The following is a 27000-nucleotide window of genomic DNA, read 5'->3' on the forward strand; positions in this document are numbered from 1 at the left end:
GCATATATTGTCAACAAGAAAAGTAAGGATCTCATGACATGAATAATGAAAATAATGTCCATGCAAATGAATTAGATTCCCGTATCGGCGATAATCATCTTGATATGATGAAGGCTGCCCTGCCTTTTATGAATGTCTCCCAGCAACGTTTCATCTCCACCTTTGTCAAATTCAATGAACTTCAGAGAACCATAAACTTATTTGAGGATGGAGAAGTTGCGGCTATGGGAATCTGTTCCGCAGGCGAAAATAAGCGGTCTGGCTCTCCCCTTGAGATGTTAAATACAATTAAGCCTTATGCCAATCCTTCGGAGCAGGACTTAATTGATCTGTTTATTAACATTTTCCAGGGATTCAATCTGGCAAATGCTTACTCAGAAACCGTTCCCAGCTCCACCATCCCCCTGCAGGCACAGGCACAATCACAGGGACCAAAACAGGCACAGGGCGACGGACAAAACCGCTCTAACAACGCCAACCGCCAAAACAATCCCTTTGGCAAAATGCCGTTCGAGCAGCTAAAGAACTTCATGCCGCCGGAACAGCAGTCCCGTCTGGAGACCATGCAGATGATGATGAACGCCATGCAGCAGATGAATTAATGTTTATTGTCCCCCATACATATGCACAAGAAAGGAAGCGTATCGACTTATGAATTCCAACTGGAAACAGGACCCTCGGTTAAAAAATATGAATCCTCAGAAACTTACCATGCTGACCGAATTTGCAAAGCGGGCGGAATCCGCCCCAAAAGACCAGCTTTTCCAGACTCTTATGAGTGTAAGCGCAGAGGCCAATCAGAAAGGCATCAAATTCAGCGATGAGGAGACAGATCTTCTTATTTCTATTATCAGCGCCAATATGGATCCAGGCGAACGGCAGCGGGTGGAAACCATTCGCATGCTTTCGAAAAATATGATGAAACGTAATGGAAAGAAATAAAAAACAGGTGTCAGGACACAAGCCCTGGCACCTGTTTTTTATACAAATATCATATATTCCCTTAAAATTTCTGTCTAGTTAATTGTAGCCGATCCAATAAGTGGGCATAGTGGCTTGAACAAAATGAAAGCCAGTGGCTTGTGCTGGCCGATAACAAAGGCCTATAGCCTTAGAGCAAACCAACCGTTTTACGGGGGCATGATTTATTACGAGGGAATTATGAAAAACCACTAAAAAGTGTTAAGAAAATTGTAGGAAAAAACGGATATCAATTCAGTAAAATAATGGTACAATAGTTGAATAGCCTTATATAAAACTAGCATAATTATTATAGCAGAGAGGTGAGCTAAAGGGGGACTCTTTTGACAATGCTTGCTGTGAATGCTTCTTCAACTGCCTTAAAAGAAGAAATGGTTGTACCGGCTTTGGCAGAATCAATGGACTGAAAGATTGGTTCGGAAAGATTAATAAGACAGTCCGGAGAACACTTAGGAAATCTTACTTGGTGAATGAGATTTTGGAATTATTAGGGACTTTTTAAATGTATGGTGATCGTCAGGAAAGGCGTATCATTGCAACATGAATGTTACTGCAATTTCTTGTTCAATAATAAAAATCAGTGGAGGCTATATTATGAAAAGAAAATTTGTTAGATATGTTGTTGTTTCTATGTTATGTATGTTAGGAATTACCGGCTGCTCGTATTCTACACAAGAACATAATTCGGATGAGATACAGATTAATAATGAATCTATTATAGATAAAGATATTTCTAATAATACAGTAGCGGGAATTGATAGCGTTATAGATAACTCTACAGCCAATATTCCTCAAAAAGATGGTAACTCTAGTGATTTACCTGGTGATATATCAGAAAGTACTTATGAAATGAAATTATTTACTGAAGCACCGAATCAGGATAGCTCTGTAAAAATTCAATATCCTGTTTTTTCTGGAAATAAAGCAAAAGAAATAAATGCATTGATTTTGACCCAAGTACAAGATATTGCTTGGCTTGACCCCTCGCGTTTTCCAAAGAATGCGAAAGAGACTGTTGATTTTCAATCGGCTGTTACCTTACAAAATTCTAAAATAATAAGTATTGTTTTTTGGGGAACATCTGATATAAATGTTAGTCAATTTCCAACCACTAACTTGTACTCTCTTAATATAGATCTACAATCCTTAAAATTAATAACCTTAACAGATTTATTAACAATAAATGAAGAATTTGAAAAGACTTTTTTCGAGAAAGCTTTTTTTCCTACCAATCCAGTTACATCGTATAGCGAAGAAGAATTTCCTGAAATGCTGAAACTGCAGACTCCAGAATATCAATCTATAAGCCCATTTAGTAATCCTGAAGTTGTAAGATACTTTTTAAAACCTGAAGGAATTGTTTTAAGCTTGTTATCAGTACATGCATCTGGAAGTGACCATTTTGAAGCAGAACTTCTATATAACGATATACAGGAATATTATTTATCGAAGCAAAACTATTGGGAACAATAATTTATAAAGGAGACCGAATTTCTACGGTCCCCTTTTAGGCTATATGCTATATTTATTTAAGACAGCGTACCATACCATTTAATAGCCTGATTTCCACGCACTGGAATCTGATTAAGATCCTTCGCCTTTTCATAGTTATAGAGGAACGCAGCAGCAAGGTCATATGCACCTTTTGTAGATTTAGTAAACTCCGGAAATGTATAATTATATTCAGAAGTAGGATACCACTGCTTCTCATTGTAATCAGTTGTAGTTAACTCAAATAATATTCGCTGTAACTGGCTATCCATATCAACCGGATACAGATTTCTTTCATCAGCCCAATTAAGAAACTTAGATGCTGGTGACCACATGGTTAAGCCAAATCCCAACTTCATATTACCTTCATCTCCGTTCTGCCAGCGCCCCGGACTGATTGTGCTTTCTGTCTGCATATTTCCGAGCATGCCGCAAACTGCATTTTTTGTCCATCCTCTAGCTCTTAGATAGTTCAAAATATACTGAGCATTTACTTTCATCTGTCTCTGAGTAAGGTAAGTATTATAAGCATAAACTTTATCATAAGCGGGCGCACTTCCTGATGAAAATGCATTTATTGTTGCATAATTTTCAACAATTCTGTATCTTCTGCGGTCAGGGGCTGATGTCGTCCACGTACTTTGCCATACGCCATCATCATCTACCCAATAATAATTTACCCCATCCGCTGCTTTGATGTAGCAAGAAACAAACAGATAAGAATCTTTACCAAAGCAATAATCTTTCCCTTCAATGGTTTTCCAGGCACTTGCTGTATAGGAATAATCTTTTTCTACATACCACCAACTATTGTTGTCAATGAGTCCAAAAAAATGGAGTCTAAAAAAAGGATATTATCGACAGCCAGTTTCTTCCTGGCTGTCATAATGTCCTTCTCCTGATTCTGTTTTATAAGAAACTAAATGCTGCCAGAAGCACTTGTGTTATCAGCAGATAAAGATAAGAGCCCCGGACACGAAACCGATAAACAAAACCAACGCTGCCATAGATCACCCACAGCCTTAAAAGATTGACTGTCAGTACGATGTCCTTTGCTGATATTAAAATCGCAGCACTAATGCAGATACTTCCAGTCAGTATTACCCATCTAAGGATATCACCAATCCGAAATAAAAGATTTTTCAATTTCGTACGGCTAAAAAAATATATAGTGCCTTCTATGTACACTCCTTTTCCCTTCCTCATATCATGAAGATCGCCGGTAAAGTAAATCAGAAAATTAATAATTAAAGCCAGATAAAGCGCCAGATTCAACTGGTTAAAATAGAAATCCCCCTTTTGGACCAATAAAATTTTCAGCACCGTAGTGATCACGGAGAAGAGAAGTAACATACAAACAATCGCTGCAGTTTTTTTTACAGGGATACCCAGTAATCTATTCTGCTTTTCTGCGATTAGTCGTGACCTCTTTTCATAAGCATCACCGGAAGGAAATCCAAATATGATATAATGATTATTCTGGCATAGAATCTCTCCTTTTCCAGTCTTCAATTGCTCAATTTCTTCATCTATCTCATCATCTAAATATTTGTAAAAAACAGCATACACCTTTGGTGCATCCGTGTCTGTATGACAAAATTTCAGAATTCTGAAAGAGTTCCCTATCATACCGCAAAGAGTATATCCCTTTTTACTCTGCTTTTCTATCAGCTCAGTCAAAGCGGCGTACTCATAGAATTGATAATTATTATATACTATTTTAACCATATTCTTCCCCTTTTTCTAATCTGTCAAACACTACAAATTCATCATATACTCAATATGTAGGTTTATCAACCAGATTGTTGCAATTATAATTAGATTGTCAACAGTTTTCTAGACACCAATCCAAGTATATCAGATTAGAATATCAGTTAATTGCAGCCGATCCACTTGCATATCACAATCTCATCATGGTATAATAATGAAAAGGACGGTGATAAAATGCCTGAGATATCATTATTTTATGGTATACGCATAACTATGTACTATAACGATCATACACCACCACATTTTCATGCCGAGTATAATGGTAGTAAAGCATTGGTGGACATTATTAACATACAAGTAATAAGAGGTTCATTGCCAAATAAGCAGTTACGTTTAATACTTGCATGGTGTACAATCCATCAGGATGAATTAATGCAAAACTGGGAACTAACAAAAGATCAAAAGCCATTAAATAGAATTAATCCTTTAATATAGGAGGTGTGAATATGCAAGATTATTTTCCTGTAGTTGTACAAGTGATACCACTAGACAATTATCATGTACAAGTATTTTTTGATAATGGAAAGATTGTCGACTATAACGCAACAAATCTTTTACAAGGCGAAGTATTTAAACCACTGCAAGATATTCAGACATTTAAAGATACATGCACAGTATTAAACGATACTTTAGCATGGGACATATCAGGCAACAGGGATCCAAGTGAGAGTATAGATATTGACCCGTTCACGCTTTATGAGTTGGATTCAATTAACCACTTAATTGCATAAAAGTATATATAAGCATCAAAAAAGGCGGTTATACCATGGATTAATGGATTACGGACTCTTCGGAGTCCGTTTTTCTATTTTTAAGTAAAAAAGGGGAGCTATTGCTCCAATAGATTATTCATCTATTTTTGCAACAGCCCCGCTTGTTTTATTTACAGACGATATTAATGATCCTTCCAGGAACATAAATTTCCTTCACAATGGTTCCGGTAATCTTATCCGGAATCAGAGCTTTTCCTGCTTCTATTGCATCTTCCTTCGAAACATCCGCCGGAAGTTTTACCACAGCTCTTGTCTTTCCATTCACCTGAACGGCCACTTCGATTTCATCCTCTTTCATAGCCTCTTCACTCCACTCCGGCCATGTTGCATGGAATACAGTATCTGTACCGCCAAGCTGCTGCCACAGTTCCTCTCCGATATGAGGTGCAAATGGAGCAAGAAGAATCACAAAGGTCTTTAATGTCTCTTTATCAATGCCGCCGGCTGTTTTTGCCAGATCAATAAACTTGTTGTTATATTCCATAAACCCGGATATTACAGTATTTAAGTTAAACTGGTTGAAACGCTGTTCAATGTCAAATACCAGTTTGTTACGGAGACGGATCATTTCTTTTGTCGCTTTTACGTCTTTCCCGCAGTTGTCTGATACCAGATTATAGAAACGGTTTAAGAAACGGCTGACGCCTTCAATTCCTCTGTCATCCCACTCTGCATCTAACTCCGGCGGGCCTACAAAAAGCTCATACATACGAAGGGAATCACAGCCATAATCCTGAACCAGCTCGTCGGGAGAAACCACGTTTCCCTTAGACTTGCTCATCTTGATTCCGTTTTTGCCGGTAATCATTCCCTGGTTAAACAGCTTTTTAAATGGTTCATCAAAATCCACAACACCGATATCAGATAAAAACTTGGTATAGAAACGGGAATACAGAAGATGAAGAACTGCATGCTCCACACCGCCAATATACATATCAACTGGAAGATATTTGTCTGCCTTTTCTCTGGAAACCAGTTCTTTCTCATTGTGGCTGTCTACGTAGCGGAGGAAATACCAGGAAGATCCTGCCCACTGCGGCATGGTATTGGTCTCTCTCTTTGCAGCAGCACCGCATACCGGACAGGTGGTGTTTACCCACTCCTCAATATCCGCAAGAGGGGATTCTCCTGTACCAGTAGGCTGATAGCTTTCCACTTCCGGAAGGGTAAGAGGAAGCTGGTCTTCCGGTACCGGAACATTGCCGCAGTGTGGACAGTGTATGATGGGAATCGGCTCTCCCCAGTAACGCTGTCTGGAGAATACCCAGTCACGAAGCTTAAAGTTCACTGTTTTCTTACCAAGACCTCTCGCTTCGATCATGGCAGGTGCTTCCTTTTTGAGAACTGCTGATTCCATACCGTTCCATTCGCCGGAATTGATCATGGTACCGTTTGCCTCTGTATAGGCCTCTGTCATGTTTTCTATTTCTTTACCGTCTTTTGCAATTACCTGTATGATAGGAATATTAAATTTTGTTGCAAACTCAAAGTCTCTGTCATCATGGGCAGGAACACACATGATAGCACCTGTACCGTAATCACCCAGTACATAATCGGAAATCCAGATCGGAACTTTTGCACCGCTTAAAGGATTAACTGCATAGCTTCCCGTAAATACACCTGTTTTTTCCTTATCCTGCAGACGGTCAACATTGGATTTCATGGAGGCGTCATAGATATACTGTTCCACAGCTGCCTGAGTTTCCGGCACTGCAAGAGAAGAAGCCAGAGCGTGCTCCGGTGCAAGCACCATAAAGGTTGCTCCATATAACGTATCAGGTCTTGTGGTGTAAACCGTTATGGCTTCATCCCTTCCCTCAACCTTAAAATCCACCTCTGCGCCGTAAGATTTTCCGATCCAGTCTGTCTGCATCTTCTTAACCTTTTCCGGCCAGTCAAGCTTATCCAAGTCATTTAACAGACGGTCTGCATAAGCTGTGATTTTTAACATCCACTGTCTTAAGTTCTTCTTGGTTACGGTAGTTCCGCAGCGTTCGCAGCAGCCATTTACCACTTCCTCGTTGGCAAGACCTGTTTTACAGGAAGGACACCAGTTAATGGGGAACTCCTTCTCATAAGCAAGGCCCTTCTTAAACATCTGCACAAAAATCCACTGAGTCCACTTATAAAATCCCGGATCTGTGGTGTTAACTTCCATATCCCAGTCGTAAACAGCAGCAATTTCATCAATCTGCCTTTTGATGTTCTTTACATTCTCAGCCGTAGATTTTGCCGGATGAACACCCATCTTAATTGCATAATTTTCTGCCGGAAGGCCAAACGCATCCCAGCCCATTGGATGGATCACATAATGACCCTTTAAGATCTGATAACGGCTCCAGACATCAGAGATGACATAGCCTCTCCAGTGACCTACATGAAGACCACTTCCGGACGGATAAGGGAACATATCCAGACAATAATATTTTGGTTTCTTTCCATCGTCCACATTAATCGGATTTTTCGCCCAATTCTCACGCCACTTTTTTTCAATAGCGCTATGATTATAAGATGATGCCATAACAATATTTCCTCCTTTAGTTATAAAAAAAAGCGTCTCCAACCGTAAAAAAACGGTTATAGAGACGCAGAATTTACCACGTGGTACCACTCTATTTCATACAAAATGTATGCACTCAACCGGACAGAAGCTTCTGTCCGCCCGCTGTAACGGTCGGGAAACCGGCTATACCTACACAAAAGCCATGGCTTTCTTCAGCACGCTACTCAAAGGCCAGTTCAGCTGTCTTCCCCAACCGGCTTTCACCAGCCGCCGGCTCTCTGAATGTTTCAGACTGCTTACTACTCCTGATCACTGTATTTTTGCTAACTGTAAATGTAACACAATTGCCGGGACGTGTCAACATGATTTTATGAAAACTCTGTAATTACAAAGGAAATGGCAGATAATATAAAAAATAATACCATGCCAATATTCAAAAACAGTATCTTTCCTGCTCCCCTGCCCCAGACCGCTTCTTCGCCCTGCCAGAACATCCAGTCTTTCCTCGTAAGAATAAACAACACGATTCCCGCAATCATGGATCCATATAGAACCAGAGAATAAATCGCTGCCAGCACCATGGAATTCTGAATATAGATTGCCGCCACTGATCCTAAAAAGTTAATAATCATATGGAATACTATGGTATAGCGGAGTCTTCCTGTTCTGGTATAAATATAGCCAAACACAAGACCAATTCCAAATGCGTAAAAAAATTGATAAAAATTCCCGTGGCAGAGTCCGAAAATCACTGCAGATACTAAAATAGCCGCTTTCTCCCCATATCTGCGTATCCGGTCAATGATAAGCCTGCGGAATAGTATTTCTTCACAAACAGGTGCCATAACCACCATAATTGCAAATATAGTCCCTGTACTCAGCCCCTTAAGCACCTCTGTCACCGGATTCACCATCGGTCTTCCTTCCAGCGCGCTGATCAGACTCATGAGCAGCTGCCCCAGTAAATTACCGGCAATCAATGCAGTGATACAGATAAAAAATGAGCAGATCAGCAGCTTTTTATCCGCTTTCCTGCTTACCGGTCTATGAGTGACAGGCATATTCTTTATAATCAGAAATAAAACCATTCCTCCCGCTGCATAATTGGCCAGGGAAGTAGCAAATAAATACCAGTTGCGGGATAAATTCAAAATACCTTCCCGATTAACTACATAAATAAAAATCCTTAACACAATTTGAAGTACAATTGATGCACTGAGAAAACCGGTATATCCGATTCCGATTCTTCCAAATGCTTTTCTTGCGGCTCTCGTCTCTTCCACTCGCCCCTTACCTCCTGCTGAATTGTTACCAGTTTAACACATAACCATGAAATACGCAATTCCTCCAGCAGTCTTACGGTAATAAAACGGCGGACCCATATGTATTCTGGATCCGCCTGAATCATTATCTATTAAGCATCCATCCGGTCAACTTTTGATGCCCGTTCTTCAACTTCCTTCTTCTGCACATCTCCGGGAGCCAGCTCATAACGGCTGAACTCATATTCAAAAGTACCAATCCCTCCTGTCATTGAACGAAGATCTGTATTATAGCCAAACAGCTCTGACATAGGTATATCAGCCTCTATAATCTGCTTTCCATGATGATTGGGATTCATTCCCAGAACCCGTCCTCTTCTCCTGTTTAAATCTCCCATAACGTCTCCGGTAAATTTATCCGGTACTGTGACTTTTAATGATGCGATCGGCTCTAAAAGCACAGGATTTGCATCCATAAAACCTTTTTTAAAGGCAAGCGTTGCAGCCATCTTAAATGCAAGCTCTGAGGAATCTACCGGGTGGTACGAACCATCGGTCAGTGTTGCCTTAATTCCTACAACGGGATACGCAGCAAGGGGGCCCTTTAGTACACATTCTGCAATTCCCTTTTCCACTGCAGGAAAATAATTTTTAGGAACTGCCCCGCCGAATACCGTCTCTTCAAATATATATGGGGTTTCCAAATCTCCTGAGGGTTCAAAGGTCATCTTAACGTCACCAAACTGACCGTGTCCGCCGGACTGCTTTTTATATCTTCCCTGAACCTCCACACGTTTGCGTATGGTTTCCCGGAAGGCAAATTTAGGCTTGCTTAATTCAATCTCAACCTTGTAGCGGTTTAACAGCTTGCTGGTCACCACATCCAGCTGCTGGTCACCGATTGCGTAAAGAAGTGACTGATGGTTCTCCGTATCGTTGACTGCCTTTAATGTCCAGTCCTCTTCCATTAATTTCGCCAGCGCATTGGAAACCTTGTCATCATCCCCTTTCGTCTTGGTTTTGTAACGCATATACGTATAGGGGGTGGAGATCTCGGGCTTGTGATATACAATGGGTGCAGAACGAAGGGCTATGGTATCTCCGGTCTGTGTCACGTTAAGCTTTGATACTGCTCCGATGTCTCCGGCCTTTAATTCCGGCACTTCTATGGCTTCTTTCCCCCGCAGGAGATAAAGTTTACCGATCTTCTCTTCCGTATCTTTATTCACATTATAAATTGCCGAATCAGATTTCAGCGTTCCGGTACAGATTTTTAAAAGAGAATACTTTCCGATAAAGGGATCTACGATTGTTTTAAATACACGGGCAGACAACGATACGTGATCGTTGTATCTGGCTGTAAACCGTTCTCCCGTGGATACATCCACACCAATGCACTCATAGCGCTCCGGTGATGGAAAATACTTGTCAATTGCCTGCAAAACCATCTTTACCCCCTGGGCATTGATTCCGGATCCCAGCATGACCGGAACCATATTCCCCTGTATGACATGTTCCCGAAGTGCAGAAGAAATCTCTTCCTGGGTAAACTCATCGCCGGAGAAATAGCGTTCCATGTATTCCTCACTGATTTCAGCAACTGCCTCCATCAAAGCTTCTCTTGCAATGCCCAGATTCTTCTGGCTGTAATCAGGAATCTCACATTCCACATAATCACTGTTAACCGTAAAGCGCCGCCCTGCCATTTTTACTACATTCACGAATCCCACAAACTTTTCATTCTCTCTGATGGGAAGGTGGAACGGTGCTATTTTTCTTCCAAATTCTTTTTCCAGCTTTATCAGCAGCTCACGATAGCTGGCCTGATCATCATCCATATTGGTTACAAAAAACAATCTGGGAAGCTTGTACTTTTCACAAAGCTCCCATGCCTTTAACGTACCAACCTCAATTCCTGCCTTGCAGTTTACTACAATGACTGCAGCATCTGCCACACTGATTGCTTCTTCAACCTCACCAACAAAATCAAAATAACCGGGAGTATCAAGTAAATTAATCTTGATCAGTCCTTCCTCTCCTTCATATTCCAACGGAATCAGGGAAGTGGAGATGGAAAACTGTCTCTTAATCTCTTCTTTGTCATAATCGCTGATGGTATTGCCATCGGAAATTTTTCCCATTCTGCTGATGGCTCCGGTCACTAACGCCATTGCTTCAGCAAGGGTAGATTTGCCGGCGCCCCCGTGCCCAAGTAAGGCGACGTTACGGATCTGTTTGGTTCCATACACGTTCATAAACATTCCTCCTGTTCGGTATATAAGTCTATAATCACATTTTACTAAAAATGTCTTATAATTGCAAGCAAAAGGTACAATTTGCACAAATATTTTTCGACATTTTTCTATATTTTGATAAAAGAAAGGAAGGCTTCCGCCTCCCTTATGGTCAATTTTTTCTAAAATTGTTATTTATATGCCCAAATCCAACATTTCAGCATATATAATCTTTCTTCTGAACAGCCTGAAGTGCCGCATCCAGAGCGGTTATTTGCGGGATGTCCATACGCATACCAGGCAGCTCTGCATGGACTTTACCTTTCACCATTTCACGGAGAATGTGGTTTTTCACCAGAAGACTTCCCCATAGCCAGAGGTCTGCTCCTTCTCTGTTCATTTTAGCCGCTGTGTCACGGATCAGCCCCCATAAGGCATCTGCACATTCCTGGTGAATCCCTATGGCTGTCACATCTCCTGATGCTGCGGCCTGATAGGCGAGAAGGGAAAACCGGGCTATCTGAGACTTCTCCATCAGATTGTCATTGATATAATCATCGATCTTTCCCAGTGAATCCAGCCCTGTCGTCTTAAGAAATAAAGGCGTAAGCACCGGACTTTTACTTCGTCCGGATAATTCACTGCCAACTGTTTTTAAGACCTTCAGTCCCATGTCAAAACCACTGCCTTCATCGCTTACTATATGATTCCAGCCGCCTGTCCTGTGTGTGATCCCCGTCTCATCTCTGCCAAAGCAGACTGATCCCGTTCCCGATACTAAAACCAGAGCCGGAAGTCTGGTCTGATAAAGAAACACCTCACAGTCATTGACTACCATCAGGTAATCCGGTAAAAACCCCATTTCCTCAAAAATGGATCTGCATTCCTGCTCATCAGAAGGGGAATCAATGCCGCTTGCAGCCACACAGATCCCCCTGCAGCTGCCTGGGGTAAGATTCTGTTTCAGAAGTGCCGGGAGCACCAGATCACGGTAGCGCAGCCGGCTCTTTACCGCACCGTCTGTGTTAAAGCTGCAGCCGGGAGCAGTAAATTCTCCCAGCACTTTTCCTGACAGATCACAGATTTTTAGTCTTCCGCTTGTTCCGCCTACGTCCAGTCCCGCATAGTACTCTTTCATAAACCAGTATTCCTCCCAGTTGTGTTGTCATTCCATGGCATAAAACCTGCTGTGGTAAACATCTCATTGCCCTCTGAAAGATACTTTTTCAGTGCTGACTGCAGAGATGTTGTACAGGGAAACTGTAAAAGTTTATCCATGGTAAAATCAAAACCCATGACCCGTTCCAGTATCTGTGGCCGGTCTGCCATAACCGGAATTTTATAAAACCGGTGCATAAAGTTAACCACCCGGCTGGTCTGCGGCAGAATAAGCTCCAGATGCGGGTCCAGCATCCAGCTTTCACAGATAAGAATGGAATTCTCATAATAGCTCTTTGCAGCATGGAGAGAGGCGTCAATGCTGTCGGGAGACAAATCTGCACCTTCAGGAATATGAACGGCAACCGCCTCTTCTCCAGGAACAAGCTTCACCTCCCAATTCTCAAGACAATACGAAGCTTTTTCTTCCACATTCAGAGTTCCCCGTTTTAAATCCGCACAATACCCGTGAAGGTTCCCCTCCCGGTACTCTAACTCCGTTTTTACTATACTCACCGATTTTCTTGCATTTGTACCTGCGAAATAGCCATCCTGATCTGCCACAAGATCCGGATATGCCATTGCCTGCAGCTTCCCGGACTGTCTGTTTTCCAGGACCAGAAACGGGAATTCATATGTCACTTTTTCAAACTGCAGGCTGCCGAATCTTTGTACCTTTCCAGCCAGCGAACGAAACACCCATTCAATCCGGTCAAGCCCCACCTGCCCCTGATGATATTTCCTGTAAGACTGAATCCAGATTTCAATGTCTCTTAAAGATTCCATAATCACCGTATCAGGAATGCCCTGTTTCTTTAAATCTTTTAACAGTTCCGGTAACATCCAGTCTATATAGACAATGGGCAGCAAATAACAATCTAAGTGAAGGAGCCTGGCATGCATGATTCCAAACCTTACGGCTTCAGCCGCTCCCTCAGGATCTTTTTCTGTCAGCAGAAGCTCCCTGCATCTGCTGTAATTTCTTATAAAATAAGGTTGTCTCTCATAGACGGCGGAAGAAGCCGCAACCGCCGCCCGGGTTTCTTTCCTAAATATACTGTGTTCTGTCATTGTTATTTGTAAATCTCACTTTTAATGGTCCTGCTGTCAGAATACGCTGTTGTGCATCAAAATTGGGATGAAGGTCCTTTGCATAAGCAGTAAATTCTTCCAGGCTCTTAAAATCCTGACGGCCTGCACATACACAGAAGTAAGCGATGTCATCTCCATAGGTTCTGTATTCGCATTCAAACAGCTGGTCATCAACGGGTTCCAACATACCGCTGCACCATAGCGCGGCAAATCCATCTGCCTTCCTGCCAGACAGCCAGTGATCTGAAATTATCGTCTCCGAAAACTTTGGCGCCGGGAAATAAGCATGTGTAAAATGTATCGGGTGCTCCTCTGGAATGTGATAGACGGCACCCAGGAAATTTTCTTCCTGAGCCAGCGAAGGCATGACTCCATTTCCATACCAGTAACCAGGTCTCATGGAGCTGGAATCACAGGTTCCGCCTGGGTGATTTGTAAAGAGATCTGTTTCTTTATCAAGAGCAGCATACCACATATGCTGCTGATAGCCATAGACTCCAGGCTCAAAACAGGTGGTTCCATGAAACCGTTCATTCAGCGATTTGGTGTATTCACAGGTGGAAGTATCTGAATCCGGATCCAGAGTAAGATTTCTCCACCGTTTAAATTCCTCATCCTGTCTGGGGGACTGAACGGAAGTCATACAATATGCAGGTGTTTTTTTCAATCTGATGAGAGCATTTCCAGTGGAGTATGCCTTATCAGCCGGCTCCTTCATCAGAACTGTTAAATCTTTTGGCAGCTGGTAGCTGCTGCTTGCATAAAAGCCAAGCCAGCCCTCCCCATAGGAATAAGGTACTTCCGGATTTATTAAGTTCATCAGCGCCTGTGCACCCTGCTCAAACGGGTGAACCACTTCCCTGTAAACCCGTCCCATGGGGGCAATGACAACGCCGTCAAAGGTATGGCGGCACAGCATTTCAAGGAGCCGGTCGGTAATTTTTACGGCACGCCGGGAAATGACATCTTCTGAAAAATCAATTACATTTAACAGCGCTGCAAATGTAACGCACATATATACTGTACTTAAAAATTCTTCAAATCCATGCTCCTCCACATCAGCCAGCCAGGCTTTAACTTTGCTTCTTCCTTCTATAAAAAGCTCTCTGCCGGTCATGTCAGCACGGGGGAAATATTCTTCCGGATACATCTCTCCTGCATTCATCGCACAGGTATAGAACATGAGGGAGTGATTTTCACTCCAGAAACACATGGCATCAGACCCTTTCTGGTCCATCCAGTAACGCCAGTTTAAAAGAACCTCTTTCGCCCGTTTTGCCAAATCCTCATTCACCGGATAATTCTTCAGATACCTTATAAGACCGCATACCAGGAAATCAGAACAGTCATATCTGCTTTCAATCTGGTCAAGTGTTTCATAAAGAAGCTCTGTATCCCGTTCTCCATCCACGCCAAGAAATTTTCTTGCAAGTATATTGGAGATGGAAAAGCCGAATTTATCCCCTCTGGATAAGCCTTCTGCTTCCCCAATCCTGCGAAAAATAGCTTTTTTATTTTCTTCAAAGTCTATGATTCCAGAGTATTCCGGCTTCTGTGCCAGGATATTTTCCACCTTTCTTGTGAGGGTACCGTGCTGGTTCTTAACGCTCACTAAGATCACACCTGGTTTTTCTTCATCCAGTTCCACCCGGGTTTTGCCGCTGATCTCATGCCATTCCTTACGGATATTTACCTGGGCAAAATCCGGACTCTGACTGTCATACCCCAGATACGTTTCGTCTGGAGCACTCCCCTGGTAAGTCATAACTGAATTTTTAATCTTAACGGAAGCAAGCCACTGTTCGATCCGGACCAGTTCCTCCGTCTGCTTCTCATCAGGCAGTACAACACAAATGTCCTCTGTATGATCCATGAACTGAATGCCGAATAATGTTCTGGTATCTCTGACCCCCAGTGTCTGGAGGCTGACATAGATTTGATTCTTCCCTTTTTTTAACCGGAGCTCCATTTTCTTCTTTTGTATGGGCTTATAAACCGGCGTATCCATACGGCACGCCAATTCCCCATTGCACCAGACATCCACAGCTGCATAAGACCATACAACAGCTTCTGCCGTCAAATCCTCCTCAACCAGAATTTGGGTCACTGCATCAAGCTCCACTTTCTTAAGGGTGGAATAAAATGTACTTTCATCTACAAACCAGTTTCCATAATGGTAATAATACTTCCATGGCATTTGAAGTCTGCTGTTTTGTCCAAGAACTATTGGTCCTCTGGGGCATGTTCTGCTTAAATCAGCTACCAGAGATCTTAAATGCTGTTCATATCGCAGCTGGTTCTCGTCTGTTTCATCGTTAACAAAATCCATCTCTTTTGGACCGGAAATGAGATAATTGGTAAGAAATCCGGTTTTGTTTAATTGTAATTTTTCCATTGTCTTATCCTTTACCGCGCCAATATTGGTGCATATTATTAGTATTTTGCCTCATACTGTTATTTTAAATAATTTTGCAAAAAAATTATATGGCATTTTCCATGTTTCATGTAACTTTTTTTATTATTCTTCTCATTCATACAGAAGTTCTACACAAAAAGAGAGCTGAGGGGACTGCTGTTTCCGCCGATTTTACCATCTGTAAAGTTGCCATGCGGGTTCCTTTTAGCAACTTTTACTTTAAAGTGTCAAAGTTTAACGTGTAAAAGCGTTGACAACTTTCATACTATCCATTACAATGGGGATTAATCATTTGTTGGAAAAGAGGGAAAAGAGATATGACAATTATTATGAAACCGAATGCTTCTCCAGAAGCTGTGAGTAAAGTAAGGCAATTTATTGAATCCAGCGGACTGACCGCTCATTTATCAGAAGGAACCCAGGTAACAATTGTAGGTGTTGTAGGTGATAAAACAAAAATTCAGGGTGCGAATATTGAGATGATGGATGGTGTAGATAAAATAGTTGCAGTAACAGAGAGTTACAAGGTTGTGAACAAAAAGTTTCACCCGGAAGATTCAGTCATCACCGTAGGCAAAACGAAAATCGGTCCGGGACATCTTACCATGATGGCTGGTCCCTGTGCCATTGAAAACCATGATATGCTGTTAGAAACTGCTTATGCGGTGAAAAAAGCTGGTGCCCAGTTCTTAAGAGGCGGTGCTTATAAACCAAGAACTTCCCCCTATGCTTTTCAGGGACTGGAGGAAGAAGGGTTGCAGTACATGAAAGAAGCCAGAGAAGCTACCGGACTGAATGTGGTTTGTGAGGTAACCAGCCTGCGTGCACTGGAAACTGCAGTAAAATATGTTGATATGATCCAGATTGGCGCAAGAAACATGCAGAATTTTGAGCTTTTAAAAGAAGCAGGTAAAGCAGGAATTCCAGTTCTTTTAAAAAGAGGTCTTTGTGCTACCATCGATGAATGGTTAAACGCAGCAGAATACATCGCTTCCGAAGGGAATCCTAACATTGTTCTTTGTGAAAGAGGAATCCGCACATATGAAACTGCAACAAGAAACACCCTGGACATCAGCGCGATTCCGGTTATACGCTCAAAGAGCCATCTCCCGGTTATCGTAGACCCCAGTCATGCGACCGGAGTCAGAGCTTACATTGAACCTATCTCAAAGGCAGCCCTTGCCGTAGGTGCAGACGGTTTAATCGTGGAAGTTCATCCCTGTCCTTCCTGCGCATTATCCGACGGTCCCCAGTCTCTTACCTTTGAGCAGTTTGAGCAGTTAACCAGGCAGTTACAGCCTTACGCAGAACTTTCAGGGAGGGTTTTAGATGAATGATGCCGTAGTAGCCTTTATCGGGCTTGGTCTGATCGGGGGCTCCATCGCCCGGGGGATCAAGCGTGAAACACCTGAAACTAAAATCATGGCTTATATGAGAACCCGCTCCAGGCTGATTGAGGCCAAAGAGGATGGCATCGTCGATGTGATTCTGGACGGAATTGGAAAAGAGCTGTTAGAATGTGACCTCATATTTCTTTGTACACCCGTGGAATACAATGCAGAGTATCTAAGTAAAATCCAGCCTTTTTTAAAACCAGGAGCCATTGTTACCGATGTGGGAAGCACCAAAACGGACATCCATGAGGCCGTAATCCGCCTTGACATGGAATCCTGTTTTGTGGGTGGGCACCCTATGGCAGGTTCTGAAAAAACAGGCTATGAAAATTCCACCGACCATCTGCTGGAGAATGCTTATTATATTATAACACCTACAGCCAAAACTACTCAGGATCATACAAAACGTCTGGTCCGTATTGCAGAAATGATCGGTTCCATCCCCATTGTTCTGGATTATCACGAGCACGATTTTGTGACAGCTGCAGTCAGTCATCTGCCCCATATCGTTGCTTCCAGTCTGGTTAATTTAGTAAAGGATTCTGACAGTCAGCAGGGTCTGATGAAAAGGCTGGCAGCCGGAGGATTTAAGGATATTACACGTATCGCCTCCTCCTCGCCGGAAATGTGGGAACAGATCTGTATGACAAACCAGCAAAACCTTTCTATTATATTAGAGCGGTATATCACATCCTTAAATCAGATTTTAGATCAGTTAAACCAGAAAAACGGCAGTTATATCAACCAGCTCTTTGAAACCTCCAGGAATTACCGGAATACCTTTTCGGAACGGACTACCGGCCCTATAGCACCGGAATATTCTTTCACAGTAGATATGGCCGATGAAGTTGGTGCCATATCTACCCTGTCCGTAATTCTCGCCTCCAAGGGTATCAGTATCCGCAATATTGGGATCAATCATAACCGGGAGCATGGAGAAGGTGCCCTGCGCATCGCATTTTACGATAAGGAAACCATGGATCATGCCTGGAAGCAGCTGGAAAGCTATCATTATGAATTAATATCCAATTAAGAGAGGTATCTTATGAAATTTACAAAAGCCTCCCCTTTAAGGGGGGAATTATCCATACCCGGTGATAAATCCATATCCCACCGCAGTATCATGTTCGGCTCTCTTGCAAAAGGTACGACGGAGATCACCAATTTTCTTCAGGGCGCAGACTGCCTGTCTACTATTGCCTGTTTTAAAAAGATGGGCATTGATATTGAAAATAACGGGGACTCTGTGATTGTTCACGGAAACGGTCTTTATGGACTAAAAAAACCGGAGGATATACTGGACTGCGGCAACAGCGGCACCACCACCCGCCTGATATCAGGTCTTCTGTCTGCCCAGAACTTTGATGTCACCTTAACCGGCGATGAGTCCATAAAAAAACGCCCGATGAAACGGATTATGGACCCGCTCTCTCACATGGGTGCTGATATCAGAAGCCTGGAAGGCAATGGCTGTGCGCCTCTTGCCATTACCGGAAAGAAGCTTTACGGCATTCATTACACCAGCAGGGTAGCCTCTGCCCAGGTTAAATCAGCCATTCTTCTGGCAGGACTTTATGCAGAAGGGGAAACCAAGGTAACCGAACCATATATTTCAAGAAACCATTCAGAAATCATGCTGAAATACTTTGGTGCTGATGTAACAACAGAAGGGACAACTGCCTCCATACGGTCTGCAAAGGAACTGTATGGCAGCAGAATTGATGTTCCCGGGGATATCTCCTCTGCCGCCTTTTTCATTGCAGCTGGTCTTTTAATACCTGGTTCTGAAATACTGATAAAGCATGTGGGAATCAATCCTACCAGAGACGGAATTCTTACTGTATGCAGGGATATGGGCGCGGATATCACTCTGCTTAATAAAAACAACGGTTCCGGTGAGCCTACTGCTGATATTCTTGTAAAAACCAGTACTCTTTGCGGAACCGAAATCGGCGGTGCCATTATCCCCACTTTAATTGATGAACTTCCCATCATAGCTGCCATGGCATGTTTTGCAGAGGGCGAAACTATAATCAGAGATGCAGGAGAATTAAAGGTAAAGGAATCCAACCGGATTGAGGTAATGGTTAAGAATCTTTCTGCAATGGGAGCCGATGTAACAGAAACAGAGGACGGAATGATTATACGCGGGGGAAATCCTCTTCACGGAGCAGTAATTGACAGCAGGCTGGACCACCGGATCGCCATGACCTTCGCTGTTGCAGGACTATGTGCAGATGGTGAAACGCAGATCAAGGGAGCTGAATGCGTAAATATATCCTACCCCGGTTTCTACAGGGATTTAGAGCGTCTGGGTAAATAACCCATAAAACATAAAAAGCAAAAAAACAGCAGCTCCATCTCATGTTTTTTTGCTTTTTTATATTTGATTATAAAACAGTAACCTGGCACATCTTCATGGCATTCAAAGCATTCTCATGGCTTTCCGGTGTAACTCCTGCACAACAGGAAGAATCAACCAGAATTGGAATTTCCGGAAGAAATGCTTTGATTAACAGAGCGTTGGATATGACGCAGATATCGGTGCACAGACCGACCAGCTCTATGGATTTATAGCTGCCTGACGCTGCATATTCTCCCACAGCCTTACTGGCAAAGGTATTCTTCTCAAACCGCCTGCCCGGAATCTCTTTTATCGCATCCGCCAATTCCCAGCCTGGAGTCCCCTTCACACAATGAATAACCGGAAGATTCTTTCCCTCCTGGGTATCCATATAATCGTTCTCATGGGTATCAAGCGTAAATATCACATCGTCTCCTGATTCCTGATACTCTTCAATTTTCTTTTTTACATTGGTAACGACCGCCTCCGCTTCCCTGGTTCCCAATGAACCGTTTATAAAATCCTTCTGCATGTCCACCACAACTAACAATCTGCTCATAAGTTCTCCTTCCATCGCATGTCTTTTTTTCATTCTATCACAGATCCAGGGAAATAAAGAAAGAATTTTCAATTACCTGTTGACAAAATTCCTTTCACGCATTAATATATTGATTAATAAAAGAAACCGTTGAAAAAGAAGAGTAAGCTTTCGAAGCAGTATTTCAGAGAGCCGCCGGTGGTGTGAGTGCGGTATAGTGCAGATAGCTGAATGGACTTTTGAGGGCAGCCTTGAACCGACAGGAAGTAGGGGCTGACGGATTCCACAACCGTTATTCATGTGGCATATATGTTAGTATATGAAAAGAGGGCTTATATTAAGTCAATTTGAGTGGCACCGCGGATTGTATGATTCGTCTCAAGTATGTGAATAACATACTTGGGACTTTTTTTATGCAATGAAAGCATTTTATTAATGAGAATAAATTTCAGGAGGAATTATTATGAAAAAATCAGTAAAAATCATGTTATTTGCAGCACTTGCTGCTACCCTTACCGGATGTGCTTCCGGTAAATCACCAGAGAGCACCAAAGAGACCAACGCCACTAATACTACTGCTGCTGCAACTGCCAAGAGCGAAGAAACCAAAGCCTACACCATTGGAATCGCCCAGTTTGCAGAGCATGGTTCTCTTGATAACTGCAGGGAAGGTTTTTTAAAGGGGCTTGCAGAGGAAGGACTGGAGGAAGGAAAGAATTTAACCGTCCTTTATGAAAATGCGCAGGCAGATGGCGGTACTGCCAGTCAGATCGTAAACAACTTTCTGGCCAAAAAGACCAATCTGATCTGCGCCATTGCAACTCCTATGGCACAGGCAGCCTACAGCGGCGCAAAAAAAGCGGATATACCTGTTATCTTTACCGCTGTTACAGATCCGGCAGCTGCTGCACTTGCCAATGAAGATGGTACACCGGTAGGCGAAATAACCGGAACCAGCGATAAGCTTCCCGTTGAAAAACAGCTGGAAATGATCCGCAAGATTCTTCCGGATGCAAAAAAAATCGGTATTTTATACAGCACCAGCGAAGTAAACTCAGAGACAGCTATTAAAGAATACAAAGCGGCTGCTGCGAATTACGGATTTGAAATCGTAGAAGGACCGGTTACTGCCACAGCTGATATTCCCCTGGCAGCTGACAGCATTTTGGAAAAGGTTGACTGCCTTAACAATTTAACTGATAATACAGTAGTCAGCTCTCTTCCGCTTATCCTTGATAAAGCCGGCAAAAAGAACATTCCTGTTTTCGGCAGTGAAGTGGAACAGGTAAAGATCGGCTGCCTCGCAGCAATGGGTCTTGATTATGTGGATTTAGGAAAACAGACCGGTGTCATGGCTGCCAAAGTATTAAAGGGTGAAGCCAAAGCAAGTGAATTAAACTTTGAAGTAATCAAAGATGCAGCATTTTACGGCAATTCTAAGGTTGCCGAAACACTGGGCATCACCTTACCAAAGGATATGACCGATACTGCAGCTGAGATATTTACTGATATTTCAAAAGGAACAAAATAAATAGAAACATTGGAGGAAGTTAAATCATGTCAATTATACTTGGCGTTTTGGAAGAAGGTCTGGTTTATGCCATTATGGCACTGGGCGTATACATCACTTATAAGATCCTGGATTTTCCGGATCTGTCTGTTGATGGGACCTTTCCCCTTGGAGGCGCTGTTACCGTTACCCTTATTTTAGCCGGATTCAATCCTCTGGCAACCCTGTTTATCGCATTTGCCATAGGAGCTCTTGCAGGATGCATTACCGGTTTCATTCATGTAAAATTAAAAGTACGGGATCTTCTGTCTGGTATTATTGTCATGACCGCTTTGTACTCCGTTAATTTAAGAGTCGCCGGAAAAGCCAATGTTCCATTTTTCAATGTGAATACCATTTTTGAAAACAGCCTGGTTAACAGGCTGTTTCCGGCGTCTTTAAGCTCTATAACTGTAGTTATCATACTTGCACTCATCGTTCTCATTGTAAAATTTATCTTGGACCAATACTTAAAAACCCGCTCCGGCTATCTCTTAAGAGCAGTCGGCGATAATGAGACACTTGTTACTTCTCTTGCAAAGGACCGGGGAATGGTTAAAATCGTGGGGCTGGCTATCGCAAACGGACTTGCTTCCCTGGCAGGCTCCGTATACTGTCAGCAAAAGGGATTTTTCGAAATCAGCATGGGAACGGGAACCATCGTTATAGGACTTGCCAATGTAATCATTGGAACAAAGCTGTTTAAGCGGGTCGGATTTGTGAAATCAACCACTGCTGTCATTATAGGCTCAATTATTTACAAAGCCTGTGTGTCATTTGCGATCTATCTGGGTATGGAAGCTTCTGATCTGAAACTGATTACATCTGTTCTGTTCTTGGCAATTCTGGTACTGAGCAACGGAAGGGAAAAGAAGGTGAAAGCATGATTGAACTGAAAAATATCAACAAATATTACAACCACGGAACCGTCAATGAGATGTGTCTGTTCCATGACTTTCAATTAACCATAAAGAACCAGCAGTTCATATCAGTTGTGGGCAGCAATGGATCCGGGAAAACTTCTCTCTTAAATCTGATCTGCGGAAGTATTCCTCTGGACAGCGGATCCATACTCATTAACGGAACTGATATTACCAGCATGCCGGAATACCGCCGTCAGCGGCGTATTGGAAGAGTCTATCAGAACCCCGCCATGGGTACCTGCCCTAACATGACTATTCTGGAAAATATGGCACTGGCTGATACGAAAGGAAAACCATTTAACTTACGTCCCGGAACCAATAAGCAGCGGATTGGGTATTACAGAGAACAGCTTCGCACCTTAGGTCTGGGCCTGGAAGACAAACTGCACGTAAAGGTAGGGGTGTTGTCCGGAGGGCAGAGACAGGCCATGGCACTTTTAATGTCAACCATGACACCTATCGAATTCCTGATTCTTGATGAACATACAGCAGCCCTTGATCCCAAAACGGCTGAGATCATCATGCAGCTGACAGACAAGATCGTAAAAGAAAAGCAGCTGACAACCATCATGGTGACTCATAACCTCCGTTATGCAGTAGACTACGGTAACAGGCTTTTGATGATGCACCAGGGAAATGCAGTTGTGGACTGTTCAGATGAAGAAAAAGATAATATTGATATTAACTTTATACTTGAAAAATTTAATGAGATCAGCATAGAATGCGGAAATTAATCAAAATTATATAACAACTCAAAAATAGCCTGGGTCAATTCTCATAGACCCAGGCTTTGACTATATTCATTTTTTCTTATCCAGACAACTTGCTATCTGCTCATCTCACTTTGAGGTCCCTTATCATTATGTTCCCTGATAATCGTATTAACCTCGCTCAAGTCTGAGGTTGGAAGGTCACCCGGTATAGTATTTTTTAAGGCGGCTGTAGCATTGCCGTACTGGACCGCTTTCATGCAGTCTCCGCCGGTGCTTAAGAGACCATAAAGCGCACCTGATATATATGCATCTCCGCTTCCGATCCGGTCCACAACATCAATATTACGGTAAGGTTCTTCCTCATAATATTCGTTTCTCGAAGCATCGTAAATAATAGAACCGAATGTATGACTCTTCGGACTATGTACGATTCTTTGAGTGGAAGCCACAATGGATATGGGATAATCCTTAGTAAAGCTCTTCATCATCTCTTTGACTGTTCCTTCTTTTTTGAAGGTCAGCCTCGCTGTATCTTCCGAGCAGAAAAAGATATCCACATAAGGAAGGATCTGCTCAATGCACGCTCTCGCTTCCTCTCCTGTCCATAGATTCCCACGGAAATTTACATCAAATGAAATAATCGTACCGCTTTCTTTGAATTTACGCATCATATCAATGGCAGTTTTTCTTGTATTCTCACACAAAGCCAGGGTGATGCCGGTAGTGTGAAAACAGGTGGTTGCTTTATACATCTCGTCCGGAAATGAAGCCTCTATAATATTATAAAAAGAACTGTTCTTTCTGTCATAGATTACCTTAGGCTTTCTTGGATATGCTCCATACTCGTAATAATAAAGCCCAAGTCTGGCATTGGAGCTTTCGTCATATACAAAATAATCATCACTGATTCCATAGGAACGTACCTTGTTCTTTACAAAATTTCCCATGTCATTCGATGGAAGCTGCGTTACCACGCCGGTATGAAGACCTAAAAGAGCCGCTCCTACCGCTACGTTTAACTCTGCTCCACCTACCTGCTTTTGAAAGGAATCTCCCCTGACCAGCCTTTCTACGCCATCCGGAGACAGACGTAAAAGCAATTCTCCCAGGCTTAATAAATCAAATGGTCTGTCACTCATCTTGATCGTTCCTCCATAGATTTTAAAAAAAGGGGGTCATTGCAATGACCCCCGATGTCTTTCCTCGTTCAGTTAGAGGCAGTCATATCATCTGCCGGAATAGTTCAGCCTGAAATTATCTCTGAACACGTCCTGATCCGTCACCGCCAGCCAGGTTGTCAACATCTTCTCTGGATACAAGGTTGAAATCGCCAGGAATGGTGTGCTTTAATGCAGAAGCAGCTACTGCATATTCCAGAGCAGCCTTAAAATCCTTCTTGTCAGCCATACCGCAGATTACGCCTGCTGCGAAGGAATCTCCGCCGCCTACACGGTCTACGATTGGTGTGATGTGATACTTTCTGGAATGATAGAATTCACGGGTAGCACCGTCCATAATACATGCAGACCAGCCGTTATCGGAAGCAGAATGGCTTTCACGTAAAGAGCTGATTACGTACTTGAAGTTGAACTTGTCAACCATCTGATTAAAGATATCTACATATCCCTGTAATTCCAGTTCTCCTGAGGTTACATCAGTGTTGCCTGGCTTGAAGCCAAGAACCTTCTCTGCATCTTCTTCGTTACCGATACATACATCTACATACTGCATTAAGTTTGTCATAACCTTCTGAGCTTTTTCAGAAGACCATAATTTCTTACGGAAGTTTAAGTCAACGGATACAGTCACGCCGTGTGCCTTAGCTGCCTTTAAAGCTGCCTCAGTCAGTTCTGCTGCACTGTCGCTGACAGCAGGAGTGATTCCTGTAAAATGGAACCAGTCTGCTCCTTCAAAGATCTCATCAAAGTTAAAGTCTGCAGCTGTTGCTGTAGAGATGGAGGAATGAGCTCTGTCATATACAACAGTAGAAGCTCTCATAGCAGAACCTGTCTCTAAGAAATAGATACCAAGTCTTTCTCCGGTTTTTGCAATGTGCTTTGTACCAACATTGTATTTTCTTAAAGCAGCAACTGCGCACTCTCCGATCGGATTCTTCGGAACTGCCGATACGAATTCAGCGTCATGTCCGTAGTTTGCAAGAGAAACTGCAACGTTTGCTTCGCCGCCGCCGTAATTTACATCAAATTCATCTGCCTGAATAAACTTTTCATTGTTCGGGGTAGATAATCTTAACATGATCTCGCCCATGGTTACGATCTTTGCCATTTTGTATTCTCCTTAATTCTGCTGTTCTTAATCTATTATTTACGTGCTGCTGCCACTGCTTCAACAAATTCTTTTGCTTTCGCGGTAACTGCTGCAAAATCGCCTGTATTAGCGCCCTTTGTCAGGCTGCTGCCTGTACCAACGGCATATGCGCCTGCCTTAATCCACTTATCAACATTATCAACGTCAACACCGCCGGATGGCATGAAGTCACCCTGAGGAAGGGGTCCTTTAAAGGAGCTGATCGCTGCCGGTCCCATGATGTTGCCTGGGAAGATCTTGATGATATCACAGCCGCACTCCAGAGCAGTAATTGCTTCGGTAGGAGTCATAACACCTGGAAGCATCGGTACTCTGTAACGGTTGCAAAGCTTGATAGTATCTACATTTAAGCCAGGACTTACCACGTAGTTGGCACCTGCAAGGATTGCTGCTCTTGCAGTCTCAGGATCCAGAACGGTACCTGCACCGATAACAACGTCTTCATTGCTTCTATATTTTTCTGACATCTTAGCGATGAATTCAATTGGGTTTCCTTCATCCATAGTCATAGTAATTTCAATAAAATTGATTCCGCCTGCAATAATTGCATCTACGACTTTTTCGCCCTGTTCCAGGCTTTTCGCACGAACAACAGCAACCAGACAGTCTTTTTTCATCTTTGATAAAACTTGTTCTTTTTTCATGATTGTTCTTCTCTCCTTTTTTAAATTCGCATATACGAATTGACTTCATATTTACGATTCCTATACTTGAAATATTAATCGCTTCCAGGCATTTTGTCAATAAGTATTCCTCATATTTTTCCAAGAAAGCCTAATAATCTGGAAACCTCCATACCCTTCATCGAAACCAGCTTTCCAAGAGCATCATAATCCTCTGCCGGCTTATATAAGCTGGAAATGCTGATTGCTCCCAGCACGTTGCCATCCCGGTCAAAAACCGGGGCTCCCACGCACTGCATATGCTCTTCCATCTCCCTCGCATCAAAAGCGTATCCTCTTTCCCTGACCTCATCCAGTTCAGCAAGAAGGCCTTCTCTGTTTCCAATGGTGCGTTCTGTAAACCGGTTAAACCGAATGCGGCTGATAATCTGATCTCTGTTCTCCTCATCGCTGTAAGCAAGAATCACCTTTCCTAAAGAAGTACAGTACATAGGATTTTTTGATCCGACCGTTGCCGTTGTAATAATAGGATTCTCCGGTTCGAACTTACATATGTATACAACATGGTGATCCGATGGAATTCCAAAAAAAACAGTTTTTCCCACTTCCTTTGAAAATGCCTTAAGAACCGGCTCGATTGTTCCGATAAAATTCAGATTATTGGTATAATTAACTCCGATCCGGTATGCCATCAGACCGATGGTATAATTCTGCTTCTGCCCCCGCGTCACATTGACCATGCCCATCTCTCCCAGAGTGGTGACAATATCATAGGCACTGGTCTTCGGCAGATCCAGCTTCTGGCAGATATCATCTAACGTTGCGCCTTCCGGTGTCTTCGAAATAAGCTTCAGGATTTCTACTGTACGTTGTGTAGTTCTGTTAAGTTTCATGGTATAGCCTCCGTT

At 42.7% G+C, this 27000-nt stretch carries 24 protein-coding genes, 1 pseudogene and 2 other annotated features; of the genes and pseudogenes, 11 read left to right on the plus strand and 14 right to left on the minus strand.

Annotated elements, in window-relative coordinates; translation table 11 throughout:
* The first annotated feature begins 38 nt into the window (after positions 1-38).
* The 3 genes from CRO04_RS21885 to CRO04_RS21895 all read left to right on the plus strand — a co-directional run bounded on the left by CRO04_RS21885 (position 39) and on the right by CRO04_RS21895 (position 2454).
* Positions 39-602: a hypothetical protein gene (locus CRO04_RS21885; protein WP_097006376.1), complete on the plus strand. Its 564-nt coding sequence runs from the start codon at positions 39-41 to the stop codon at positions 600-602.
* Between the two features lie 49 nt (positions 603-651).
* The gene (locus CRO04_RS21890; protein ID WP_097006377.1) at positions 652-942 is read left to right on the plus strand and encodes a hypothetical protein; all 291 of its coding nucleotides are present in this window, start codon (positions 652-654) and stop codon (positions 940-942) included.
* Positions 943-1575: 633 nt separating this feature from the next.
* Complete coding sequence (locus CRO04_RS21895; protein ID WP_097006378.1) at positions 1576-2454, plus strand: hypothetical protein; 879 nt, start codon at positions 1576-1578, stop codon at positions 2452-2454.
* A 56-nt stretch (positions 2455-2510) separates the two neighbouring features.
* On the opposite strand, the gene CRO04_RS21900 is transcribed toward CRO04_RS21895, so the two are convergent.
* The 3 genes and pseudogenes from CRO04_RS21900 to CRO04_RS21905 form a co-directional block, all read right to left on the minus strand.
* The gene (locus tag CRO04_RS21900) at positions 2511-2972 is read right to left on the minus strand and encodes a phage tail tip lysozyme (RefSeq protein ID WP_097006379.1); all 462 of its coding nucleotides are present in this window, start codon (positions 2970-2972) and stop codon (positions 2511-2513) included.
* Positions 2973-3038: 66 nt separating this feature from the next.
* Positions 3039-3290: pseudogene (locus CRO04_RS27335) on the minus strand (SH3 domain-containing protein); the annotation flags it as partial.
* 91 nt (positions 3291-3381) lie between these two features.
* Positions 3382-4200, minus strand: coding sequence for a hypothetical protein (locus CRO04_RS21905; protein ID WP_097006380.1), 819 nt, complete (start codon positions 4198-4200; stop codon positions 3382-3384).
* A 216-nt stretch (positions 4201-4416) separates the two neighbouring features.
* Between CRO04_RS21905 and CRO04_RS21910 the strand changes: the two genes are divergently transcribed.
* Together CRO04_RS21910 and CRO04_RS21915 are read left to right on the plus strand one after the other, a co-directional pair.
* Positions 4417-4677, plus strand: a complete 261-nt coding sequence (locus CRO04_RS21910; RefSeq protein ID WP_097006381.1) for a DUF4160 domain-containing protein — start codon at positions 4417-4419, stop codon at positions 4675-4677.
* Between the two features lie 11 nt (positions 4678-4688).
* Complete coding sequence (locus CRO04_RS21915; RefSeq protein WP_097006382.1) at positions 4689-4973, plus strand: DUF2442 domain-containing protein; 285 nt, start codon at positions 4689-4691, stop codon at positions 4971-4973.
* Between the two features lie 148 nt (positions 4974-5121).
* On the opposite strand, the gene leuS is transcribed toward CRO04_RS21915, so the two are convergent.
* The 6 genes from leuS to CRO04_RS21945 all read right to left on the minus strand — a co-directional run bounded on the left by leuS (position 5122) and on the right by CRO04_RS21945 (position 15659).
* Positions 5122-7536, minus strand: coding sequence for a leucine--tRNA ligase (gene leuS, locus CRO04_RS21920; protein WP_097006383.1), 2415 nt, complete (start codon positions 7534-7536; stop codon positions 5122-5124).
* Positions 7537-7593: 57 nt separating this feature from the next.
* Positions 7594-7840 (minus strand) — a binding site (T-box leader).
* Between the two features lie 46 nt (positions 7841-7886).
* Positions 7887-8801 (minus strand): CPBP family intramembrane glutamic endopeptidase, encoded by a 915-nt coding sequence (locus CRO04_RS21925; protein WP_097006384.1) that lies wholly within the window; start codon positions 8799-8801, stop codon positions 7887-7889.
* Between the two features lie 131 nt (positions 8802-8932).
* Positions 8933-11035, minus strand: a complete 2103-nt coding sequence (locus CRO04_RS21930) for an elongation factor G (protein ID WP_097006385.1) — start codon at positions 11033-11035, stop codon at positions 8933-8935.
* A gap of 196 nt (positions 11036-11231) precedes the next feature.
* On the minus strand, positions 11232-12152 hold the full coding sequence (locus CRO04_RS21935; protein ID WP_097006386.1) for an N-acetylglucosamine kinase: 921 nt from the start codon (positions 12150-12152) through the stop codon (positions 11232-11234).
* Positions 12149-13243 carry an acyltransferase domain-containing protein gene (locus CRO04_RS21940; RefSeq protein ID WP_097006387.1) on the minus strand — a complete coding sequence of 365 codons (1095 nt, stop codon included), beginning with the start codon at positions 13241-13243 and terminating at the stop codon, positions 12149-12151. The genes CRO04_RS21935 and CRO04_RS21940 overlap by 4 nt, the downstream gene beginning before the upstream one ends.
* Positions 13221-15659, minus strand: a complete 2439-nt coding sequence (locus CRO04_RS21945) for a hypothetical protein (RefSeq protein WP_097006388.1) — start codon at positions 15657-15659, stop codon at positions 13221-13223. Before CRO04_RS21945 ends, CRO04_RS21940 begins: the two co-directional genes overlap by 23 nt.
* Positions 15660-15997: 338 nt before the next feature.
* On the opposite strand from CRO04_RS21945, the gene aroF reads away from it, so the two are divergent.
* Genes aroF through aroA form a run of 3 tightly spaced genes read left to right on the plus strand, consistent with a single transcriptional unit; the run spans position 15998 to position 19397 of the window.
* The gene (gene aroF / locus CRO04_RS21950; RefSeq protein ID WP_097006389.1) at positions 15998-17017 is read left to right on the plus strand and encodes a 3-deoxy-7-phosphoheptulonate synthase; all 1020 of its coding nucleotides are present in this window, start codon (positions 15998-16000) and stop codon (positions 17015-17017) included.
* Entirely contained in the window at positions 17010-18107 is a 1098-nt protein-coding gene (locus tag CRO04_RS21955; RefSeq protein ID WP_097006390.1) for a prephenate dehydrogenase, read from the plus strand. The genes aroF and CRO04_RS21955 overlap by 8 nt, the downstream gene beginning before the upstream one ends.
* 12 nt (positions 18108-18119) lie before the next feature.
* Entirely contained in the window at positions 18120-19397 is a 1278-nt protein-coding gene (gene aroA / locus CRO04_RS21960) for a 3-phosphoshikimate 1-carboxyvinyltransferase (protein ID WP_097006391.1), read from the plus strand.
* 67 nt (positions 19398-19464) lie between these two features.
* Here aroA and CRO04_RS21965 read toward each other — a convergent pair whose 3' ends face one another.
* Positions 19465-19977 carry a cysteine hydrolase family protein gene (locus CRO04_RS21965; protein WP_097006392.1) on the minus strand — a complete coding sequence of 171 codons (513 nt, stop codon included), beginning with the start codon at positions 19975-19977 and terminating at the stop codon, positions 19465-19467.
* A 120-nt stretch (positions 19978-20097) separates the two neighbouring features.
* Positions 20098-20340, plus strand: a binding site (T-box leader).
* Between the two features lie 79 nt (positions 20341-20419).
* Between CRO04_RS21965 and CRO04_RS21970 the strand changes: the two genes are divergently transcribed.
* From CRO04_RS21970 to CRO04_RS21980, 3 genes are read left to right on the plus strand one after another with little or no spacing between them, the layout of a single operon-like run.
* Positions 20420-21487, plus strand: a complete 1068-nt coding sequence (locus CRO04_RS21970; RefSeq protein ID WP_097006393.1) for an ABC transporter substrate-binding protein — start codon at positions 20420-20422, stop codon at positions 21485-21487.
* Between the two features lie 26 nt (positions 21488-21513).
* Complete coding sequence (locus CRO04_RS21975) at positions 21514-22392, plus strand: ABC transporter permease subunit (protein WP_097006394.1); 879 nt, start codon at positions 21514-21516, stop codon at positions 22390-22392.
* Positions 22389-23162 (plus strand): ABC transporter ATP-binding protein, encoded by a 774-nt coding sequence (locus CRO04_RS21980; protein WP_097006395.1) that lies wholly within the window; start codon positions 22389-22391, stop codon positions 23160-23162. Before CRO04_RS21975 ends, CRO04_RS21980 begins: the two co-directional genes overlap by 4 nt.
* A gap of 92 nt (positions 23163-23254) precedes the next feature.
* Here CRO04_RS21980 and CRO04_RS21985 read toward each other — a convergent pair whose 3' ends face one another.
* The 4 genes from CRO04_RS21985 to CRO04_RS22000 form a co-directional block, all read right to left on the minus strand.
* Positions 23255-24280 carry a sugar kinase gene (locus CRO04_RS21985; protein ID WP_097006396.1) on the minus strand — a complete coding sequence of 342 codons (1026 nt, stop codon included), beginning with the start codon at positions 24278-24280 and terminating at the stop codon, positions 23255-23257.
* A 115-nt stretch (positions 24281-24395) separates the two neighbouring features.
* Positions 24396-25427, minus strand: a complete 1032-nt coding sequence (locus CRO04_RS21990; protein WP_097006397.1) for a sugar kinase — start codon at positions 25425-25427, stop codon at positions 24396-24398.
* Between the two features lie 35 nt (positions 25428-25462).
* Positions 25463-26113, minus strand: a complete 651-nt coding sequence (locus CRO04_RS21995) for a bifunctional 2-keto-4-hydroxyglutarate aldolase/2-keto-3-deoxy-6-phosphogluconate aldolase (RefSeq protein ID WP_097006398.1) — start codon at positions 26111-26113, stop codon at positions 25463-25465.
* Positions 26114-26223: 110 nt separating this feature from the next.
* The gene (locus tag CRO04_RS22000) at positions 26224-26985 is read right to left on the minus strand and encodes an IclR family transcriptional regulator (RefSeq protein WP_097006399.1); all 762 of its coding nucleotides are present in this window, start codon (positions 26983-26985) and stop codon (positions 26224-26226) included.
* Positions 26986-27000 lie beyond the last annotated feature (15 nt).

It is taken from the genome of Lacrimispora amygdalina, assembly GCF_900205965.1.
GTDB lineage: Bacteria > Bacillota > Clostridia > Lachnospirales > Lachnospiraceae > Lacrimispora > Lacrimispora amygdalina_A.

Bases quoted from the DNA above. Each gene is read 5' to 3' on its own strand.
- CRO04_RS21885 (WP_097006376.1), top strand. From the start codon at position 39: ATGAATAATGAAAATAATGTCCATGCAAATGAATTAGATTCCCGTATC.
- CRO04_RS21890 (WP_097006377.1), top strand. From the start codon at position 652: ATGAATTCCAACTGGAAACAGGACCCTCGGTTAAAAAATATGAATCCT.
- CRO04_RS21895 (WP_097006378.1), top strand. From the start codon at position 1,576: ATGAAAAGAAAATTTGTTAGATATGTTGTTGTTTCTATGTTATGTATG.
- CRO04_RS21900 (WP_097006379.1), bottom strand. From the start codon at position 2,972: ATGAAAGTAAATGCTCAGTATATTTTGAACTATCTAAGAGCTAGAGGA.
- CRO04_RS21905 (WP_097006380.1), bottom strand. From the start codon at position 4,200: ATGGTTAAAATAGTATATAATAATTATCAATTCTATGAGTACGCCGCT.
- CRO04_RS21910 (WP_097006381.1), top strand. From the start codon at position 4,417: ATGCCTGAGATATCATTATTTTATGGTATACGCATAACTATGTACTAT.
- CRO04_RS21915 (WP_097006382.1), top strand. From the start codon at position 4,689: ATGCAAGATTATTTTCCTGTAGTTGTACAAGTGATACCACTAGACAAT.
- leuS (WP_097006383.1), bottom strand. From the start codon at position 7,536: ATGGCATCATCTTATAATCATAGCGCTATTGAAAAAAAGTGGCGTGAG.
- CRO04_RS21930 (WP_097006385.1), bottom strand. From the start codon at position 11,035: ATGAACGTGTATGGAACCAAACAGATCCGTAACGTCGCCTTACTTGGG.
- CRO04_RS21935 (WP_097006386.1), bottom strand. From the start codon at position 12,152: ATGAAAGAGTACTATGCGGGACTGGACGTAGGCGGAACAAGCGGAAGA.
- CRO04_RS21940 (WP_097006387.1), bottom strand. From the start codon at position 13,243: ATGACAGAACACAGTATATTTAGGAAAGAAACCCGGGCGGCGGTTGCG.
- CRO04_RS21945 (WP_097006388.1), bottom strand. From the start codon at position 15,659: ATGGAAAAATTACAATTAAACAAAACCGGATTTCTTACCAATTATCTC.
- aroF (WP_097006389.1), top strand. From the start codon at position 15,998: ATGACAATTATTATGAAACCGAATGCTTCTCCAGAAGCTGTGAGTAAA.
- CRO04_RS21955 (WP_097006390.1), top strand. From the start codon at position 17,010: ATGAATGATGCCGTAGTAGCCTTTATCGGGCTTGGTCTGATCGGGGGC.
- aroA (WP_097006391.1), top strand. From the start codon at position 18,120: ATGAAATTTACAAAAGCCTCCCCTTTAAGGGGGGAATTATCCATACCC.
- CRO04_RS21965 (WP_097006392.1), bottom strand. From the start codon at position 19,977: ATGAGCAGATTGTTAGTTGTGGTGGACATGCAGAAGGATTTTATAAAC.
- CRO04_RS21970 (WP_097006393.1), top strand. From the start codon at position 20,420: ATGAAAAAATCAGTAAAAATCATGTTATTTGCAGCACTTGCTGCTACC.
- CRO04_RS21975 (WP_097006394.1), top strand. From the start codon at position 21,514: ATGTCAATTATACTTGGCGTTTTGGAAGAAGGTCTGGTTTATGCCATT.
- CRO04_RS21980 (WP_097006395.1), top strand. From the start codon at position 22,389: ATGATTGAACTGAAAAATATCAACAAATATTACAACCACGGAACCGTC.
- CRO04_RS21985 (WP_097006396.1), bottom strand. From the start codon at position 24,280: ATGAGTGACAGACCATTTGATTTATTAAGCCTGGGAGAATTGCTTTTA.
- CRO04_RS21990 (WP_097006397.1), bottom strand. From the start codon at position 25,427: ATGGCAAAGATCGTAACCATGGGCGAGATCATGTTAAGATTATCTACC.
- CRO04_RS21995 (WP_097006398.1), bottom strand. From the start codon at position 26,113: ATGAAAAAAGAACAAGTTTTATCAAAGATGAAAAAAGACTGTCTGGTT.
- CRO04_RS22000 (WP_097006399.1), bottom strand. From the start codon at position 26,985: ATGAAACTTAACAGAACTACACAACGTACAGTAGAAATCCTGAAGCTT.